This is a genomic window from Neorhizobium sp. IRS_2294 (assembly GCF_050500145.1).
Lineage (GTDB): Bacteria > Pseudomonadota > Alphaproteobacteria > Rhizobiales > Rhizobiaceae > Neorhizobium > Neorhizobium soli.
Window position 1 is genome coordinate 942,060 of the sequence record NZ_CP191440.1, and the last position, 15,477, is coordinate 957,536.

Genomic DNA, 15,477 nt, shown 5'->3' on the forward strand with positions numbered 1-15,477 from the left:
TGCCTCACACATTCCGGCGTTTTCCTTCAAGGAGATCGATCACGGCGTTGGCGGCATCGAGGACGTTTGTGCCGGGCCCGAATACGGCAGCGACGCCGTTTTCGAGGAGGTAGTCGTAGTCCTGACGCGGAATGACGCCGCCGACCACGACGATGATGTCGTTTGCGCCCTTGCGCCTGAGCGCATCGACCAGTTGCGGGGCAAGCGTCCTGTGACCGGCTGCCAGCGACGACATGCCGACCACCTGAACCTTCTGCTGGATTGCCAGATTGGCGGCCTCATCCGGCGTCTGGAACAGCGGGCCGGCCAGAACCTCGAAGCCGATATCGCCGAATGCCGAGGCGATGACCTTGGCGCCACGATCGTGGCCGTCCTGGCCGAGCTTTGCGACCATGATCTTCGGCTTGGCCTTGGTCGACGTGTATTCGGCAAGGCGCCTGGTCAGCGTCTCGTATTCCGGGTCGCCCTCATAGGCGGGGCCATAGATATCGCTGACCACATCCGGCATGGCCGCATGGTCGCCGAATGCCTTGCGCATCGCGTCCGACATCTCGCCGACCGTGGCACGCGCGCGCGCCGCCTCGACGGCCGCCGCCAGAAGATTGCCGCGCCCGGATGTCGCGACGTCGCCGAGGGCTGCCAGCGTCGTTTCCACCTTTTGCGGATCGCGCTTGCGGCGCACCTCTTCCAGCCGCTCGATCTGGCCGTTGCGCACGGCCGTATTGTCGATGGCAAGGATGTCGATGTCGTCCTCCGTCTCTAGCCGGTACTTGTTGACGCCGACAATGATCTCCTCGCCGCGGTCGACCTTGACCTGCCGCAACGTCGCGGCCTCCTCGATCAGCCGTTTCGGCAGCCCGTCGGCGACAGCCTTGGTCATGCCGCCGAGCGCCTCGATCTCCTCGATCAGCGCCCAGGCCTTTTCGCCCAACTCGCTGGTCAGGCTTTCGACATAATAGGAGCCGGCTAAGGGATCGACAACTTTGGTGACGCCTGTCTCGTGGGCGAGGATCAGCTGCGTGTTGCGCGCGATGCGGGCGGAAAATTCGGTCGGCAGCGCCATCGCTTCATCGAGCGCGTTGGTGTGCAGCGACTGGGTGCCGCCAAGCACGGCCGACATTGCCTCGTATGCCGTGCGGATGACGTTGTTGTAGGGATCCTGCTCGGCCAGCGAGACGCCGGAAGTCTGGCAGTGGGTGCGCAGCATCAGCGAGCCCGGCTTCTTTGGCGCGAACTCCTCCATGATCCGCGACCACAGAAGACGGGCGGCCCGCAGCTTCGCCGCCTCCATGAAGAAGTTCATGCCGATGGCGAAGAAGAAGGAAAGGCGTCCGGCGAACTCGTCGACATCGAGGCCCTTGGCGATCGCGGCGCGCACATATTCGCGGCCGTCGGCCAGCGTGAAGGCCAGTTCCTGGACCAGCGTCGCACCCGCCTCCTGCATATGATAGCCGGAGATCGAGATCGAGTTGAAGCGCGGCATTTCTCTTGCGGTGTATTCGATGATGTCGGCAACGATCCGCATCGAGGGTTCGGGCGGATAGATATAGGTGTTGCGGACCATGAACTCCTTGAGGATGTCGTTCTGGATCGTGCCCGAAAGCTGCGAGCGCTCGCAACCCTGTTCCTCGCCGGCGACGATGAAAGAGGCAAGGATAGGGATCACCGCGCCGTTCATGGTCATCGATACGGACATGTCTTTCAGCGGAATGCCGTCGAACAGGATCTTCATGTCCTCGACCGAGTCGATCGCGACGCCCGCCTTGCCGACATCGCCCTCGACGCGCGGATGGTCGCTGTCGTAGCCGCGGTGGGTGGCAAGGTCGAAGGCGACGGACAGGCCCTTCTGGCCGGCGGCAAGATTGCGCCGGTAAAAGGCGTTCGAGGCCTGCGCCGTCGAGAAACCCGCATATTGACGGATCGTCCAGGGGCGACCGGCATACATCGTTGCCCGCGGACCGCGAACGAAAGGCTTGATCCCCGGCATCGTATCGAGATGCGAGATCCCCTCGAGATCGTCTGCCGTATAAAGCGGCTTGATGTCGATCCCTTCAGCCGTGTGCCAGACCAGCGTGTCAGGCGAAGCCTTCAGCTCCCGTTCCGCAAGCGCTTTCCAGGCCTGGGTCTTTTCCCCGGTATCTTTTGACAAAAGCATCCCCCCTCAGCGCTTCGTTTCAATCGACAGCCTATCAGGTATCGCCTCAGCCAGCCGGGTCAAGCCTTTCCAAAGAACTACGGGTTCAGCTTTTCGAGATGAAGGAGCAATCCGCTGTGATCGAGCGGCCCGCCGCCGTCCTCGACGAAATCCGTGAACTCCGCCCTTACGCCACTCGTCAAAGGCAGCGTGAGGGAGAGGGCGTCGGCAACGTCCATGACCGCGTTGAGATCCTTCAACTGGTTCTTTGCCGTGCCACCGGGGTCGAACGCCCGCTCCACCATACGGCGACCATGGATTTCGAGGATGCGACTGTCGGCGAAACCGCCGCGGATTGCGTTGCGGAAGGCTTCGCGGGAAGCGCCACCGGCTTCGACAAGGATCATGGCCTCGGCGACCGCACCGATCGTGACCGCAACGATCTGCTGGTTGGCGAGCTTGCAGATCTGTCCCGCGCCGCTCGGGCCCACATGGGTTACCCGACCCATTGCCGAAAACATGTCTTGGAGGCTTGCGACCACATCCGCATCACCGCCCGCCATGATCGCAAGCGTGCCAGCCTCCGCTCCGACCACACCGCCGGAAACCGGCGCGTCCACATGGGCGATGCCCAATTCTCCAAGCTTTGCTGAATGCTCCTTGGCGATGGCAGGCGCAATCGAACTCATGTCGATCACCTTGGCGCCCTTGGCCAGACGATCGGCACAACCGCTTTCGAACAGGACGTCGCCAACGGCCTTGCCATCCGTCAGTATGGTGATGATGATATCGGCGCCATCGACGGCCTCTTCCGGTGATGCCGCGACGGTAGCCCCATCGCTCTCGAGCGCCTTGGCCTTATCCGTATTACGGTTCCAGACGGTGAGAGAACATCCCGCGCGAAGCAGCCGGCGCGCCATCGGCGCACCCATCAGACCTGTTCCGAGGAAGGCGATCTTTTTCGAGGGGTTTGCGACAGTCATGGCAGCTTCCCCCCAAGTTCATCCTCGATATGGACCTGGATGATCTCGTCGAAGTTCTTCTCGGCCGTGAACTCCAGTTCGATCGCGCGTTTTGCCTCGAAACCCGGCGCCCAGCCGGCGACCATCTTCATGATCATCTCGTTCGGCTCGCGCCGGATGAGGCTGACCGCCTTGTCGCCCGCGATCCGCCGCAGTGCTTCGATCTGCTCGCCGACCGTGGCGCTGACGCCTGGCATCGAGAGGCTTCTCTGCGCCCCGAGCTGCGCCAGATCGAGATCCGCCGCATGGATGAGATAGCCGACCGCCGAGCGCGGCGATGTGTGCCAATGGCGGGTGCTTTCCGGCACCGGCAGAACGGCCTCCTCGCCGATCAGCGGTTCGCGCAGGATGTTGGAAAAGAAGCCGGATGCGGCCTTGTTCGGCTTGCCCGGCCGGATGCAGACGGTGGGCAGGCGAATGCCGATGCCGTCGAAGAAGCCCCGGCGCGAATAGTCTGCCAGCAGCAGTTCGGATATCGCCTTCTGGGTACCGTAGCTGGTGAGTGGCGTCAGGTGGAAATCATCAGGGATCGACAGCGGCAAGGGCGCGCCGACCACGGCGATGGACGATGTGAAGACCACGCGCGGCTTGTAGCCGTCAGCCTGGTGGGCCAGGCGGATCGCATCGAACAGATAGCGCGTGCCGTCGAGATTGATCCGGTAACCCTTGTCGAAATCGAGTTCGGCTTCGGCCGAGACGATGGCCGCGAGATGGTAGATCAGATCCGGGCGACCTTCGACCAGGGTTTCGGCGACGCCCGGCGTCGACAGATCCACCGCGAAACTGTCGATCGCCACGGTGGTTTCGGGTTTTTCCGGACTGACCACGTCGACCAGCGTCAATTTTTCGATCGCGGCGCCACAGACCGCTCCCTCCCGAAGCAGCCGCGTCGTCAGTTTGCGCCCGACCATTCCGGCCGCGCCGATAATCAAGATATGCATGGAACCTCCCTTTTCCGAAGAGTTCGCAGAGCGTTGCGAACCCGGCATGATTTTTCTTGTACGGTTGTCTGATAACCTTATATGGTTTGTCCAGCCTTACCGGGTGAAAAAGAGGTTATCAAGAAGCCGCGCCTTTCCAAAGAGCGGACGGATGAGCCCAAGGGAGAGACATCATGGCATTGGATCTTGAGGATAGCCCTGCTCTTTCGCTGGCCGCCTCGTTGGGCAGCGATATCGTGATACGCGACGAGATGGAGATTGCGCGCTACTGCCGCGACTGGCACGGCGACGTTTCCAGCAGTGCGGTTGCAGTGCTACGCCCGCGCTCGACGCAGGACGTCGCCTCCTGTGTAAAGGCCTGTCGTGCGTTGAACCTAGCGATCGTCCCGCAGGGCGGCAATACCGGGCTCGTGCTCGGAGGCACGCCTGATGATCCGGCCCATCAGGTCGTAATCAGCCTGGATCGGATGAACGCGATCCGCAATATCGACGCAGACGATTTTTCCGCCGTGGTCGAGGCAGGTTGCATCCTGTCCGAACTCAAGGACGCGATCGCCGACAAGGCGATGTTCTTTCCGCTCGCACTCGGCGCACAGGGCAGTTGCCGGATTGGCGGCAACGTCTCGACCAATGCCGGCGGCATCAACGTGCTGCGTTACGGCATGACCCGCGAGCTGGTGCTGGGCCTTGAAGTGGTGCTGCCCGACGGCTCGATCCTCAACGGGCTCTCGACCCTGCGCAAGGACAACCGCGGCATTGACCTCAAGCAACTGTTCATCGGCGCCGAGGGCACGCTCGGGATCATCACCGCCGTCTCGGTAAAGCTTACCCCCTACCCCGATCAGGTTGCGACTGCGCTGCTCGGCCTCGCCTCACTCGAGGACGCTATTACCCTTTACCGGCGGGCGCGCCGGGATTGCTGCGATCTGATGTCGGCCTTCGAATTCATGCCGCCGCTCGCCCTGACGCTCGCGAGAGAAGCGATCCCGGACCTGCCGCTACCGATGTCGGGCGACTATCCCGCCTATGTTCTGATGGAAATATCCGGATGCGGCCTTGTCGACATCCAGGACCTGATGGAGCGCTTTCTGGAAGGCGTGATGGAGGACGGTCTCGTCCTCGACGGGACACTCGCATCCTCTCAGGCGCAGGCCAAGAACCTCTGGCTGATCCGCGAGGGCATGAACGAGGGACAGGCAAAGCGGGGCGCGCATATGCGAAGCGATGTCTCCGTGCCACTGTCGCAACTGCCGGCCTTCGTCCGTGATGCGGAAGATGCGATCCATGCCACCCTGCCCGATTGCATCTGCGTGTCCTACGGACATGTCGGCGATGGCAATGTTCATCTCAACTGTTTGCCGCCTTCGGATCTTTCGGCAGCGGACAAAGCTGAACGGATCTATCGGTCAAAGACCGTGCTCAATGAGGTGGTGGACCAATATGCCGGCAGCATCAGCGCCGAACACGGCATCGGCCGCCTGAAGCAGATGGATTTCGATACCAGACTGCCCGAGGTAAAACGCAGGTTGCTGACTGCGATCAAGCGGGCGATCGATCCCGACCTCGTGATGAACCCGGGATGCCAGTTGAATTTATCGGCAGAGTCGTAGAAACCATCCGGAACAGGAAGGCGGCCTTGGCTTTGACGGACTTCAACCAGATCAGGCGCAACGCGCATCTACCGGCCCGGATCGCCGCGGAAATCGGACGCGAGATCGTCGAGGGACGGATCGCGTCCGGAGAAAAGCTGCCGACCGAACATCTGCTTGCCCAGACATTCGGCGTCAGCAGATCGGTCGTGCGCGAAGCCATTGCACAGTTGCGCAATGAAGGACTGGTGGAGACACGCCAGGGCGTCGGTGCCTTTGCAACGGAAATGGATCGTCGACAGATGATCCGCGTCGAGCCGGCCGACCTGTCCGATCCCGAGAATTTCCGAGACCTGTTTCAGCTGCGTCTGGCGCTCGAAGTCGAGGCGGCAGCGCTTGCGGCCGTCAGCCATACGCCTGATGATCTGAAGCGTCTCGACGAGGTTCTGGCTCAGATGACCGGTGCCGCCAAATGGACTGAGGAAGGCATCGCTGCCGATCTTGCCTTCCACCGCGCCGTCGCGGCTGCAACCCGCAACGATTATTTCATCCAGTTCATCGGCTTCATCGCCGAGCGTATCCAGCTCACGATCAACGCCGCGAGGGCGAAGGCCGTGCTGGAAGAGATCGTGGAAGTGACGATCGCCGAGCATGTGGCAATCCGCGACGCGATTGCGGCCCGCGACGCGTCCCGGGCCAGAAGCGCCATGCGCGATCATCTCGATGGCGCGTCCGGCCGTCTCAATCTGGAACTCACGGTTCCCTAAGGGCGGACCTCAAAGGGCCAGAGCGGGGGTAGTTTCTCTCCCCCGCCCCTTTCGACGTTATTCTGCAGCGATCGCCGAAAGGCGTCCGTTCAAAGCCATGAGGCCCTTTGCCCGTTCCAGGCTTGCAGGCTGTTCGGCATGGTAGCGCCGTCCGATTTCCATCATCAGCACGGTGCCGGGCAGGAAGGTCAGTTCGGAGAAGATATCTTCCCAGTCGATGTCACCCCAGCCGAGCGGCATGTGCAGATCGCCGATGCCGAGCGCGGTATTTTCCTGCACGTGGAAACCCTTGTAGAAAGCCTGCGGGCGGCCGAAGCTGTCATGGACATGCAGATGACCCGCAACAGACGCCATGGCCCGCAGTTCCTCGCGGAAGTTCAGGCCGCGATAGGTCGATTCGATATAGGCGTGGCTGAAGTCGATCAGTGCCACGAGGTTCGGATGCCCGATGGTCTTCACCGTTTCGGCGATCTGGGTCGGCGTCTGGCGATACTGGCCAGGCTCCGTGGTGAAGATGTTTTCGAATGCGACCCGAACACCGTAAGGCTTGCAGAATTCGGCGAGTTCGAACAGCGCTTCGCGTTCTCGGGCGTCGGCCTCGGCGCGCTCCATGATCTGCTCGGCGCGGAGGTTACCGCCGTGCTGCACCAGAATGCCGGCACCGATCCGGTCGCAGATCTGCGCAAGCGCCTTGGCAGCGTCGAGCTGGTAGCGGCAGGTTTCCGGTTCCATGAAGTTCGAGGAGACAAGGCCATGAACCGTGTAGCGGAAGTCGAACTGCTTCGTCAGCGCCACGAGCCGCGCGGCGCGCTCTTCGATGATCCGGCCGCCCGAGATCAGATCAAGGCTGGTCAGGCCGAGTTCGACGGTATCGACGCCGATCTCGCTCAGGATGCGAAGTTCCTTTTCTAGGCTCTCAAGCTCTCCATTGGTGGAGCCGGCATTGAAGCCTGTGCCGATGATATTGCTCATTGTCGTATTCCTTTTCAGGCAGGTTCGGATTGGAACTGGGTTTCGCGTCGCAGATTGAGCGCGAGGTCCGGGCTGTCGGACGTGAGGTGGCCGACGCCGCGCTCGAGCCATCGCCGAACCAGGGCCTCGTCGTTCAGTGTCCAGACGCAAAGGTTTTCGAGCGGAAGCTTGCCGGTGATAAGCGCCCATTCAGCATCCATCAGCTCGTGGTGGATGGCAACGATATCGGCGAGGCCGTCTACCTTTTCGAGGAAGCGTTCGAGACCGCCCTGTTTGTCAGCCCATTCCGCATTGACGGACACGAGGCGCGCGATATCAGGAGTAACGCGTCGGCATTCCTCGAGAACGGAGAGGTCGAAGGAGGTCAGGTGGCAGCGCTCGGCCAGACCGAACCGCTCGATTTCCGCGACGACTTTTTCCGCAATGCCCGGATAGGGTTGCTTTGCTTCGTCGGACTTGATTTCGACATGCAGTTGCTTGCCCTCGGATGTCGCCAGGACGGCGAGGACGTCGGCCAGCGTCGGCACCGTGTCATCAGAACCGTCGAGATGCGTTTCGCCGCGCATGTGCGGCGTCAGCGAGCGGACCGGGCCGGTCTTGTCGGTCGTGCGATCCAGCGTCGCGTCGTGAATGACGACCAGTTCGCCAGCATCGGTCAGATGCACGTCGAATTCGATCGCATCAACACCGAGATCCAGCACGTTGCGAAAGCCGGTCATGGAGTTTTCGGGCCAGAGATTGCGGGCTCCCCGGTGGCCGGTGATCTTCGTCATTGTCGTCTCCTGAAGTGTGATCAGCGAAGGGTCGGATCGAGCTTGTCGCGCAGCCAGTCACCAACGAGCGAGATGGAAAGCGTCGTCACCATGATGACGAAGGCCGGCGCCAGCATGATCCACGGCGCCCGTGTCAGGTATTCGCGGCCGAAGCCCACCATGTTGCCAAGGCTGGTTTCCGGCGGCTGCACACCGAGTCCCAAAAACGAGAGCCCGCTTTCCATCAGGATTATTTCCGGAAAGGTCAGCGTCATCGAGACGATCAGGGTCGAGGCCACGTTCGGCAGGATGTGGTGCAGGTAGACGCGCCCAGGCGTGGCGCCGAGCTGCACAACGGCAGACGCATAGCCTTGCGCACTGGCCGAGATCGCGAGACCGCGGGCGATGCGGGCATAACGCTCCCAGCCGTAGAAACCCATCAGACCGATCAGAAGTGGCATCGACGAACCGAAGAAGGCGAGGACGGCGAGCGACATGATGAGGAACGGCAGAGCAGCCTGGAAATCGGCGAGCACGAGCACGAGATGCTCGACCGCGCCCCGAAACTTTGCCGCGGCAAAGCCAAGCACGGTGCCGAACACGGCGGAGATGATCGTTGCACCAAAGGCGATCGCCAGCGACACGCGGATCGACTGAAGCAGGCGCGAAAGGACATCGCGGCCGAGTTCGTCAGTGCCCAGCAGATGCGCGGGATTGCCCGGCAGCGACAGACGGGCGCGCAGATCCATGGCGGTAATGCCATAGGGGCGGATGACATCTGCGAACACGGCAACCAGGACCATCCCGATCAGCCAGACGATGCCGAAGGAAACGGAGAACGGAACCTTGCGGACCTGCTTGATGAAGCGTGTGAAGAGAGACAGGTTGGGCGATTGTGGGCGGGCGATATCAGTAACAGTCATGACCGGCCTCCTCTCTAGTGAGCGCTCTGGGCGCGAAGCCGTGGATCGAGAAAGCCGTACAGCAGGTCGACGATAAGGTTCGACACGACCATGGTTGCGGCGACCAGGAGCAGGATGCACTGGACCACAGCGAGATCCCGGTTGCTGACCGAGACGACCAGCAGGCGACCGATGCCGGGCCAGGAGAAGATCGATTCCACCACGACCGCGCCGGCGATCAACGTGCCGACCATGAACCCGACGATGGTGACGATGGGAACTGCCGCATTCGGCAGCGCATGCTTCCAGACGACATCCTGCCACTTCATCCCCTTGGCAGAAGCCGTGCGGATATAGGGCTGGCCCATCACCTCGATCATCGCACTTCTCGAAAAGCGCGCGAGAATGCCGATACCGCCGATGCTCATCGTCAGCGTCGGCAGGATGCCGTGCTGCCACGTGTCCTGCCCACCGGATGGAAGCAGCCCGAGCGTGATCGAAAAGATCAGCACCAGAAGCAGGCCCATGACGAAGGACGGAATGGTGAAGCCGAAAATGGCAGCCAGAATAACGCCGCGATCGATCGCGCTCTGGCGATGCAGGGCCGCATAGACGCCGGCCGGGATGCCGATCACGACCTTCAGGAACAGCGCCGGGATCGTCAGCTGAAGGGTTGCCGGAATTCGCTCGATCACCAGCTGCATGGCCGAGGCCTTGTCACGCATGGAGACGCCGAAATCGCCGGTGAAGATCGCCCGGATATAGGAGAGGTACTGGATCCACAGCGGCTGATCGAGGCCCCAGGCCTTGCGGAAGGCATCGACGGATTCTTGCGGAACATCGGGACCAAGCATGACCTGGGCCGGATCACCCGACAGCCGCAACACGACGAAGGCAAAGGTGATGACGGCAAGGATGGTGATGAGCGCGCGAAGAAGGCGGATGGAAGCGAAACGAAACATCGGGAAATCCTTTAGGCCGCGACCGACGCCTCGGCGCGGGTCACCATGTGACAGGCCGCGGTTCGGCCGTCGGCAACCGACAGAAGCTGCGGCACGCTGGTGCGGCAGATATCGGCGGCGAGCGGGCAGCGGGGATGGAAGGCACAGCCGGATGGGCGGTTGGCAGGGTTCGGCGGCTCTCCCTGCAGGATGACGCGGCCTTGAAGCAGCTTGCCCGGCACCGGCACACTGGACACCAGCGCCTTGGTATAGGGATGCAGCGGCGTCTTGAAGATGACGTCCGAGGACGCCTCCTCGACGATACGGCCGAGATACATGACGGCGACGCGGTCGGCGATATTGCGCACGACCTTCAGGTCATGGCTGATGAAGACCATGGCGATCTGGTTCTTTTCCTGCAGGTCGCGCAGCATGTTGACCACCTGCGCCTGGATCGACACGTCGAGCGCCGAAACGGGTTCGTCGCAGACCAGAAGCTTCGGCCGCGACGCAAGCGCCCGGGCAATGACGGCGCGCTGACGCTGACCGCCCGAAAGTTCATGCGGATAGCGACCCGCCTGATCGGGTCTCAGCCCAACGGCCGACATCAACTCGGCGACGCGCGTTTCCCGATGGGGCTTCGGCACGAGATTGTGGATGGCGAGCGGCTCGCCGATCTGCTCGGCAATCGTCAGACGGCGGTCGAGCGCTGCCAGCGGATCCTGATAGACGAACTGCATTTTTGCCCGCAATGCACGCCATTCCGGCGTTGCGAGCTTTGGCATCGGCTTGCCTTCGAAGAGAGCCTGGCCTTCCTGCGGCGGATCGATGCCGAGCAGCATGCGGCCGAGCGTCGACTTGCCGGATCCGGACTCGCCCACGATGCCGAGCGTCTCTCCCGGCATGACCTTCAGATCAATGCCATCGACGGCGCGCACGGGTGTCGCGCGTCCGAACATGCCCTGGCGAACCTCGTATGTTCGGACCAGACCTTTCGCTTCGATGAGCGGCGTTTTGAAACGGTCGTTCATGACAGCGGCTCCAGAACGCGTGCCTCGACGGGATGCGTGACGCCGATCGGAGGATGGGAACCGACGGGATGGTGACAGGACAGAAGCCGCCCATCATCCGTGGACTGAAGAGCCGGCATGCGGGTCCGACAGTCGATTGCGGCATGCGAACAGCGCGGCGAGAAAGCGCAGCCTTCCGGCAGGTCGCGTGGATTGGGAACCGTGCCGGGAATGGGGATCAATCGGTCGCGCGGACCATCCAGACGCGGAATGGCATCGAAGAGACCGCGCGTGTAAGGATGGCGCGGGTTGTCGAACAGGGCCTGGATTGTCCCCTGCTCCACGATACGGCCGGCATACATGACGCAGGCGCGCTCGCAGACCTGCGAGACAGCGCCCAGATCATGGCTGATAAAGATGGTCGCCATGCCGGTTTCGGCGCGCAATGCGATGAGAAGATCAAGGATCTGAGCCTGAATCGTCGCGTCGAGAGCCGTTGTCGGCTCGTCGGCAACGAGCAGATCCGGCTCGCCGGCAAGCGCCATGGCGATCATCACGCGCTGACACTGGCCGCCCGAGAATTCGTGCGGAAAGAGATCGATGCGCCGCCCTGCATCCGGAATGCCGACCATATCGAGCAGCCGCAGCGCTTCCGCCTTTGCAGCCTCCCCGTGAAGGCCGCGATGGATCGCCAACGCCTCGGTGATCTGGCGACCGACGCGCAGAACCGGATTGAGCGAGCTGGACGGATCCTGAAAGATCATTGCGATCCGCTTGCCGCGCACGCCTTCGAGCACGTGTCGTGGCTGTGCCAGGATTTCCTGTCCGTCGACGCGGACTGATCCGCTGACCGTTGCTTTTCCGGGCAGAAGCCCGAGTGCCGCGAGCCAGGTGACGGACTTGCCGCAACCGGATTCACCGACAAGGCCAATCGCCTCGCCGCGGGCGATATCGAGATCGATACCATGCAGTACCTGAACGCCGTCGAAAGCGACCTTCAGGCCGCGCAGTTCCACAAGGTTTTTCACCATGGAACGCACCTCCATTTTATAAGCAGATGCGCCGGCCGCGAATTCCGCGGCCGGCGTGAGACATCAGAACGATCAGGCGTTCCAGTTGGCTGTGCGGAAGTCCATGGCGAAGGCAGGTGCTGCCTTCCACTTCAGAGACTTCTTCATGCCGGTAAAGACGGCGTTCTGGTGCAGGACCTGATAGGCGGGGTCTTCGCGTTCGCAGATTTCCAGCATGCGGGCAAAAGCCTTGTGGCGCTGGGCGCGGTCAGTCGAGGTTTCCATGATGACGGAAAGCTTGTTGACCTCTTCGTTCGTCCAGTCCTTCTTCTGCTGCGCTTCGCCGTTTGGTCCGAACTGGACGACGAGTGGCGTGATCGGATCGTTGATCGAGTTGGAAGCGGACCAGTCGCGAACACCCTTGACGCCTGCCGGATCGTGGATCTGCGCCCAGTTTTCCTTCATCTGGATTTCGACGTTGAGGCCGACCTGCTTCCACATCTCGACCATGATCTGCGCGTTCGCAGTCTGGTTGGTGTAGTAGTTGTTGAGAAGGCGATACGGGATGGCGTCGCCCTTGTAGTTGGCTTCCTTGAGAAGCTTGCGAGCAAGCTCCGGGTTGAATTCCGGCGCAGCCCAGCCTTCGACATACATGTTGGATGTCTTGAAGGAGTCGAACTGAAGTCCGGCCGGAACGACTGTCTGGCCAGCCCACAGTGCTTCCACGATCGCCTGACGGTCGATCGAATGCGTCATCGCGCGACGGACCAGCGGGTTGGCAAGAACCGGGTTCTGCGTGTTGAACGTGGAAATGCGGTGGTTCCAGATGGTCGAGCTCTGCACTTCGAGGCCCGGAGCGGCCTTGATCGCGGAGATCTGATCCGGCGGCAGGTCGCAGGCGAAGTCGTATTCGCCGGACAGGAGGCCGTTGACGCGGGAAGCGACTTCCGGAACCTCGACGAAGCGGATCTGCTGCAGCGGCGGACGGCCACCCCAGTATTCGTCGAAAGCGACGAGCGTCAGCGACACGTCTGGCTTGAATTCGGAGACCATGTAAGGACCGGTCGTGACCGGCTTGCGGGCCCAATCCGTATAGCTCTTGGCTTCGTCCCAGGCGCGGCGGTTGGTGATCTGGCTGCCGAAGGAATAAAGGCGGCCTTCGAGCGTGATGTCAGGCGTTGCATTGTGGAAACGCACGGTGTGCTTGTCGACGACTTCGACACCGGCCAGTGCCGGCCAGAGGCGACGAGCGACACCGGGAACGATCGCCGGCAGTTCCTTGACCGTGGTCGGCTTGTTGTCGGCTTCGAAGACGGTCTTGCCGCCCTTTGGCTCGGTATTGCCGAACAGGCGTTCCTTGGAGAAGGAGAACGCAACATCTTCAGCCGTCAGTTCGTCGCCGTTGTGGAATTTCACGCCCTGACGGAGCTTCAATTCAAGCGTCTTGTCGTCGATGCGCTTCCATTCGGTGGCGAGACTGGCAACAGGACCCTGATTGCCCATCCAGTCGCGGCCGATCAGGCCTTCCCAGAGGTTGGGGAAGAACACGCGTTCGCCAACGTTCGACTGTTCGTTCCAGACGTCCAACGTGTTGTTGTTGGTGATCTTCTGAACGGCAATCGTCACCGATGGGCGTGTCGACTGGCTAAAGGACATGCGAGGAAGGACAATGGTGCCTGCTGCGGCTGACATCAGCCCCAAAGCGTGGCGACGGTTGATAGAAAGCATTGGATCTCTCCTGTGGGCGAGTGAATGCGTTCACGGAAAACACAATGGTTTCCGCGTCAGATGCCACTCGAAATCGACAAACAAGTTTGAGCCGGCTGGCCGCGTGTTTGGGAAAGACCCTCAACCGCGCCGCTGACTTGGGGTAGCTCTAGGGGACCAATGTTACGCGGATGTGACGTTTGTCTGTGTGTTCGATTTCCACTCGTAGACGCGAACCGCAGACACGCTGATGGTCAGCACGGAGGCGGTCTCAGTGATTTCTAGAACGCTCAGTGATGGTGCGGCCGAAGTCCTTGTTACCGCCTCCTAGGTGAGAGCTGTCGATTTCCCCATCAGCAAACCCAGGCGGCTTTGGCGGGTTCTGGTCGGAGTTGGGCCGTAGTGGGATACGCATCGGGTTTCGATCGACCGCCCCTAATCAGGGCCATCAGCATCGGTGCTGTCGCGAATTCACCCTTTTCTGCCCGGCGTGTCAGGTCCCTCAGATAGCCTCCAGCAGACGTAATATGCTCCGCTCGTTCGAGCATGCAGGCAAGCACTGTCGCGGCATTTTCGGGCCCCATCACGATAGCTGCGCGCTCATAGACGGCTGGCGCTATATCCAGCGTGGAACGAACCACGTAGGCTGCCGTAATCAGATCCCTCCAAGACGTGATCCCGGCTCTTGGCCCATAATCGTTGATCTGGGTGCAGGCCTGGAGAACGAACGGCAATGGTAGCGACTTGGTGGAACTGATGCGGTTCGAAGGACTGCGTTTGTCTGGAGCATTGAATTGATCATCAGTTTCTTCGATTGCGGTCTCAATGATCAAAGCATCTTCCGCATGGTTGAGGCCGAAACTGTTGTTGGATGCGATTTCAGATTCAGAGATGATATTTGTTTTTGAATCCTGTATGTGGCGCTCACTCTGAGATCCATTGGCGCTCATCTCGTGCGATTTAATATGCGATTTCAACTGGTTGACGACTTCTTCCCGCAACGTGGAAAGTTTGGCGATCAGCGGTTCCGCGATATCGAGCGTGAGGACCCGTGGGATTGCACTCAGCACGACCTGCAGGTTGGTTTGCGCCTGCTGCCAATCGCCTGAGATGTTCTCGTCAATCGCGAATGTGATAAGTTTCGCAAGATCCCGTCTGCAGAGGGTAATTCTCTCCTTTGCAGCTTTAAGTTGATCTCGCTTGTAGGCAATCTCTGCGGCGAGTGTTTCGATCTCTCGTGCACGCGCCAGAAGCGGTGCGAGGCTGAAACCGAAAGCGTCATCGAGTTTGCCACCTGAACTACGGCGCGCATAACGTTTGCCGTTGGGGCTATCCTTGCGCAGGATCAGTCCGGTCTCCACAAGTACGGAAAGATGGCGGCGCAGCGTTGCCGGTGCCATTCCGCGTGCGCGTAAAGACAACTGGACATTCGACGGGAAGACAATGAGATTGCCATCTTCGCAAAGTTCATCGCCTGGATAGAAGGTCAGGAGAGCGTCGAGCACGGTCAGTGCCCGGTCACTGATCCCAAGGGACGACCGTGATTCGCATATCGACCGAAACAGTTTCCACTTCGACCGCTTGATTCCCGATGCGATTTCGCTCGCTTTTTGGTGGTTTGCCAAAAGCCCATACGACATCGATCGCCGCCCAAAGGGCGTCGTTACAGTTCCACTCTCCATTTTCTCTCACCTTTTTTCAGGCAAAAGAAAGCCGCTCACCAAAACGGT

The 15,477-nt window shown here is 61.1% G+C and carries 13 protein-coding genes; 2 read left to right on the forward strand and 11 right to left on the reverse strand.

Annotation, left to right across the window (positions count from 1 at the left end):
• Positions 1 to 4: 4 nt before the first annotated feature.
• The 3 genes from scpA to denD all read right to left on the reverse strand — a co-directional run bounded on the left by scpA (position 5) and on the right by denD (position 4,097).
• Positions 5 to 2,149: a methylmalonyl-CoA mutase gene (gene scpA / locus ACQY1K_RS21555; RefSeq protein WP_430259341.1), complete on the reverse strand. Its 2,145-nt coding sequence runs from the start codon at positions 2,147 to 2,149 to the stop codon at positions 5 to 7.
• A gap of 83 nt (positions 2,150 to 2,232) precedes the next feature.
• Complete coding sequence (locus ACQY1K_RS21560; protein ID WP_430259343.1) at positions 2,233 to 3,117, reverse strand: NAD(P)-dependent oxidoreductase; 885 nt, start codon at positions 3,115 to 3,117, stop codon at positions 2,233 to 2,235.
• Entirely contained in the window at positions 3,114 to 4,097 is a 984-nt protein-coding gene (gene denD / locus ACQY1K_RS21565) for a D-erythronate dehydrogenase (protein WP_430259344.1), read from the reverse strand. Before denD ends, ACQY1K_RS21560 begins: the two co-directional genes overlap by 4 nt.
• 173 nt (positions 4,098 to 4,270) lie before the next feature.
• Here denD and ACQY1K_RS21570 point away from each other — a divergent pair, with 173 nt between their 5' ends.
• A complete protein-coding gene (locus ACQY1K_RS21570) occupies positions 4,271 to 5,707 on the forward strand; it encodes an FAD-binding oxidoreductase (protein ID WP_430259346.1) in 1,437 nt (478 codons plus the stop codon).
• A gap of 26 nt (positions 5,708 to 5,733) precedes the next feature.
• Positions 5,734 to 6,453: a FadR/GntR family transcriptional regulator gene (locus ACQY1K_RS21575; protein WP_325264323.1), complete on the forward strand. Its 720-nt coding sequence runs from the start codon at positions 5,734 to 5,736 to the stop codon at positions 6,451 to 6,453.
• A 57-nt stretch (positions 6,454 to 6,510) separates the two neighbouring features.
• Here the strand turns inward: ACQY1K_RS21575 and ACQY1K_RS21580 are convergent, their stop codons facing one another.
• From ACQY1K_RS21580 to repC, 8 genes are all read right to left on the reverse strand, one after another.
• Positions 6,511 to 7,425, reverse strand: a complete 915-nt coding sequence (locus ACQY1K_RS21580) for a TIM barrel protein (RefSeq protein WP_430259348.1) — start codon at positions 7,423 to 7,425, stop codon at positions 6,511 to 6,513.
• Between the two features lie 14 nt (positions 7,426 to 7,439).
• The gene (locus tag ACQY1K_RS21585; protein WP_430259350.1) at positions 7,440 to 8,198 is read right to left on the reverse strand and encodes a glycerophosphodiester phosphodiesterase family protein; all 759 of its coding nucleotides are present in this window, start codon (positions 8,196 to 8,198) and stop codon (positions 7,440 to 7,442) included.
• A 20-nt stretch (positions 8,199 to 8,218) separates the two neighbouring features.
• Positions 8,219 to 9,100: an ABC transporter permease gene (locus tag ACQY1K_RS21590; protein ID WP_325264329.1), complete on the reverse strand. Its 882-nt coding sequence runs from the start codon at positions 9,098 to 9,100 to the stop codon at positions 8,219 to 8,221.
• A gap of 14 nt (positions 9,101 to 9,114) precedes the next feature.
• A complete protein-coding gene (locus ACQY1K_RS21595; RefSeq protein WP_062458560.1) occupies positions 9,115 to 10,041 on the reverse strand; it encodes an ABC transporter permease in 927 nt (308 codons plus the stop codon).
• Positions 10,042 to 10,052: 11 nt separating this feature from the next.
• Complete coding sequence (locus tag ACQY1K_RS21600; RefSeq protein WP_430259352.1) at positions 10,053 to 11,051, reverse strand: ABC transporter ATP-binding protein; 999 nt, start codon at positions 11,049 to 11,051, stop codon at positions 10,053 to 10,055.
• Positions 11,048 to 12,061: an ABC transporter ATP-binding protein gene (locus ACQY1K_RS21605; protein WP_062576657.1), complete on the reverse strand. Its 1,014-nt coding sequence runs from the start codon at positions 12,059 to 12,061 to the stop codon at positions 11,048 to 11,050. Before ACQY1K_RS21605 ends, ACQY1K_RS21600 begins: the two co-directional genes overlap by 4 nt.
• Before the next feature lie 72 nt (positions 12,062 to 12,133).
• On the reverse strand, positions 12,134 to 13,768 hold the full coding sequence (locus ACQY1K_RS21610) for an ABC transporter substrate-binding protein (RefSeq protein ID WP_113110141.1): 1,635 nt from the start codon (positions 13,766 to 13,768) through the stop codon (positions 12,134 to 12,136).
• 332 nt (positions 13,769 to 14,100) lie between these two features.
• Positions 14,101 to 15,429 (reverse strand): plasmid replication protein RepC, encoded by a 1,329-nt coding sequence (gene repC / locus ACQY1K_RS21615; RefSeq protein ID WP_430259354.1) that lies wholly within the window; start codon positions 15,427 to 15,429, stop codon positions 14,101 to 14,103.
• Positions 15,430 to 15,477: the final 48 nt, after the last annotated feature.

Coding starts and splice junctions, on each gene's coding strand:
- ACQY1K_RS21585 (WP_430259350.1), bottom strand. CDS start 8,198: ATGACGAAGATCACCGGCCACCGGGGAGCCCGCAATCTCTGGCCCGAA.
- repC (WP_430259354.1), bottom strand. CDS start 15,429: ATGGAGAGTGGAACTGTAACGACGCCCTTTGGGCGGCGATCGATGTCG.
- ACQY1K_RS21600 (WP_430259352.1), bottom strand. CDS start 11,051: ATGAACGACCGTTTCAAAACGCCGCTCATCGAAGCGAAAGGTCTGGTC.
- ACQY1K_RS21610 (WP_113110141.1), bottom strand. CDS start 13,768: ATGCTTTCTATCAACCGTCGCCACGCTTTGGGGCTGATGTCAGCCGCA.
- ACQY1K_RS21605 (WP_062576657.1), bottom strand. CDS start 12,061: ATGGTGAAAAACCTTGTGGAACTGCGCGGCCTGAAGGTCGCTTTCGAC.
- ACQY1K_RS21570 (WP_430259346.1), top strand. CDS start 4,271: ATGGCATTGGATCTTGAGGATAGCCCTGCTCTTTCGCTGGCCGCCTCG.
- ACQY1K_RS21560 (WP_430259343.1), bottom strand. CDS start 3,117: ATGACTGTCGCAAACCCCTCGAAAAAGATCGCCTTCCTCGGAACAGGT.
- ACQY1K_RS21580 (WP_430259348.1), bottom strand. CDS start 7,425: ATGAGCAATATCATCGGCACAGGCTTCAATGCCGGCTCCACCAATGGA.
- ACQY1K_RS21590 (WP_325264329.1), bottom strand. CDS start 9,100: ATGACTGTTACTGATATCGCCCGCCCACAATCGCCCAACCTGTCTCTC.
- denD (WP_430259344.1), bottom strand. CDS start 4,097: ATGCATATCTTGATTATCGGCGCGGCCGGAATGGTCGGGCGCAAACTG.
- ACQY1K_RS21595 (WP_062458560.1), bottom strand. CDS start 10,041: ATGTTTCGTTTCGCTTCCATCCGCCTTCTTCGCGCGCTCATCACCATC.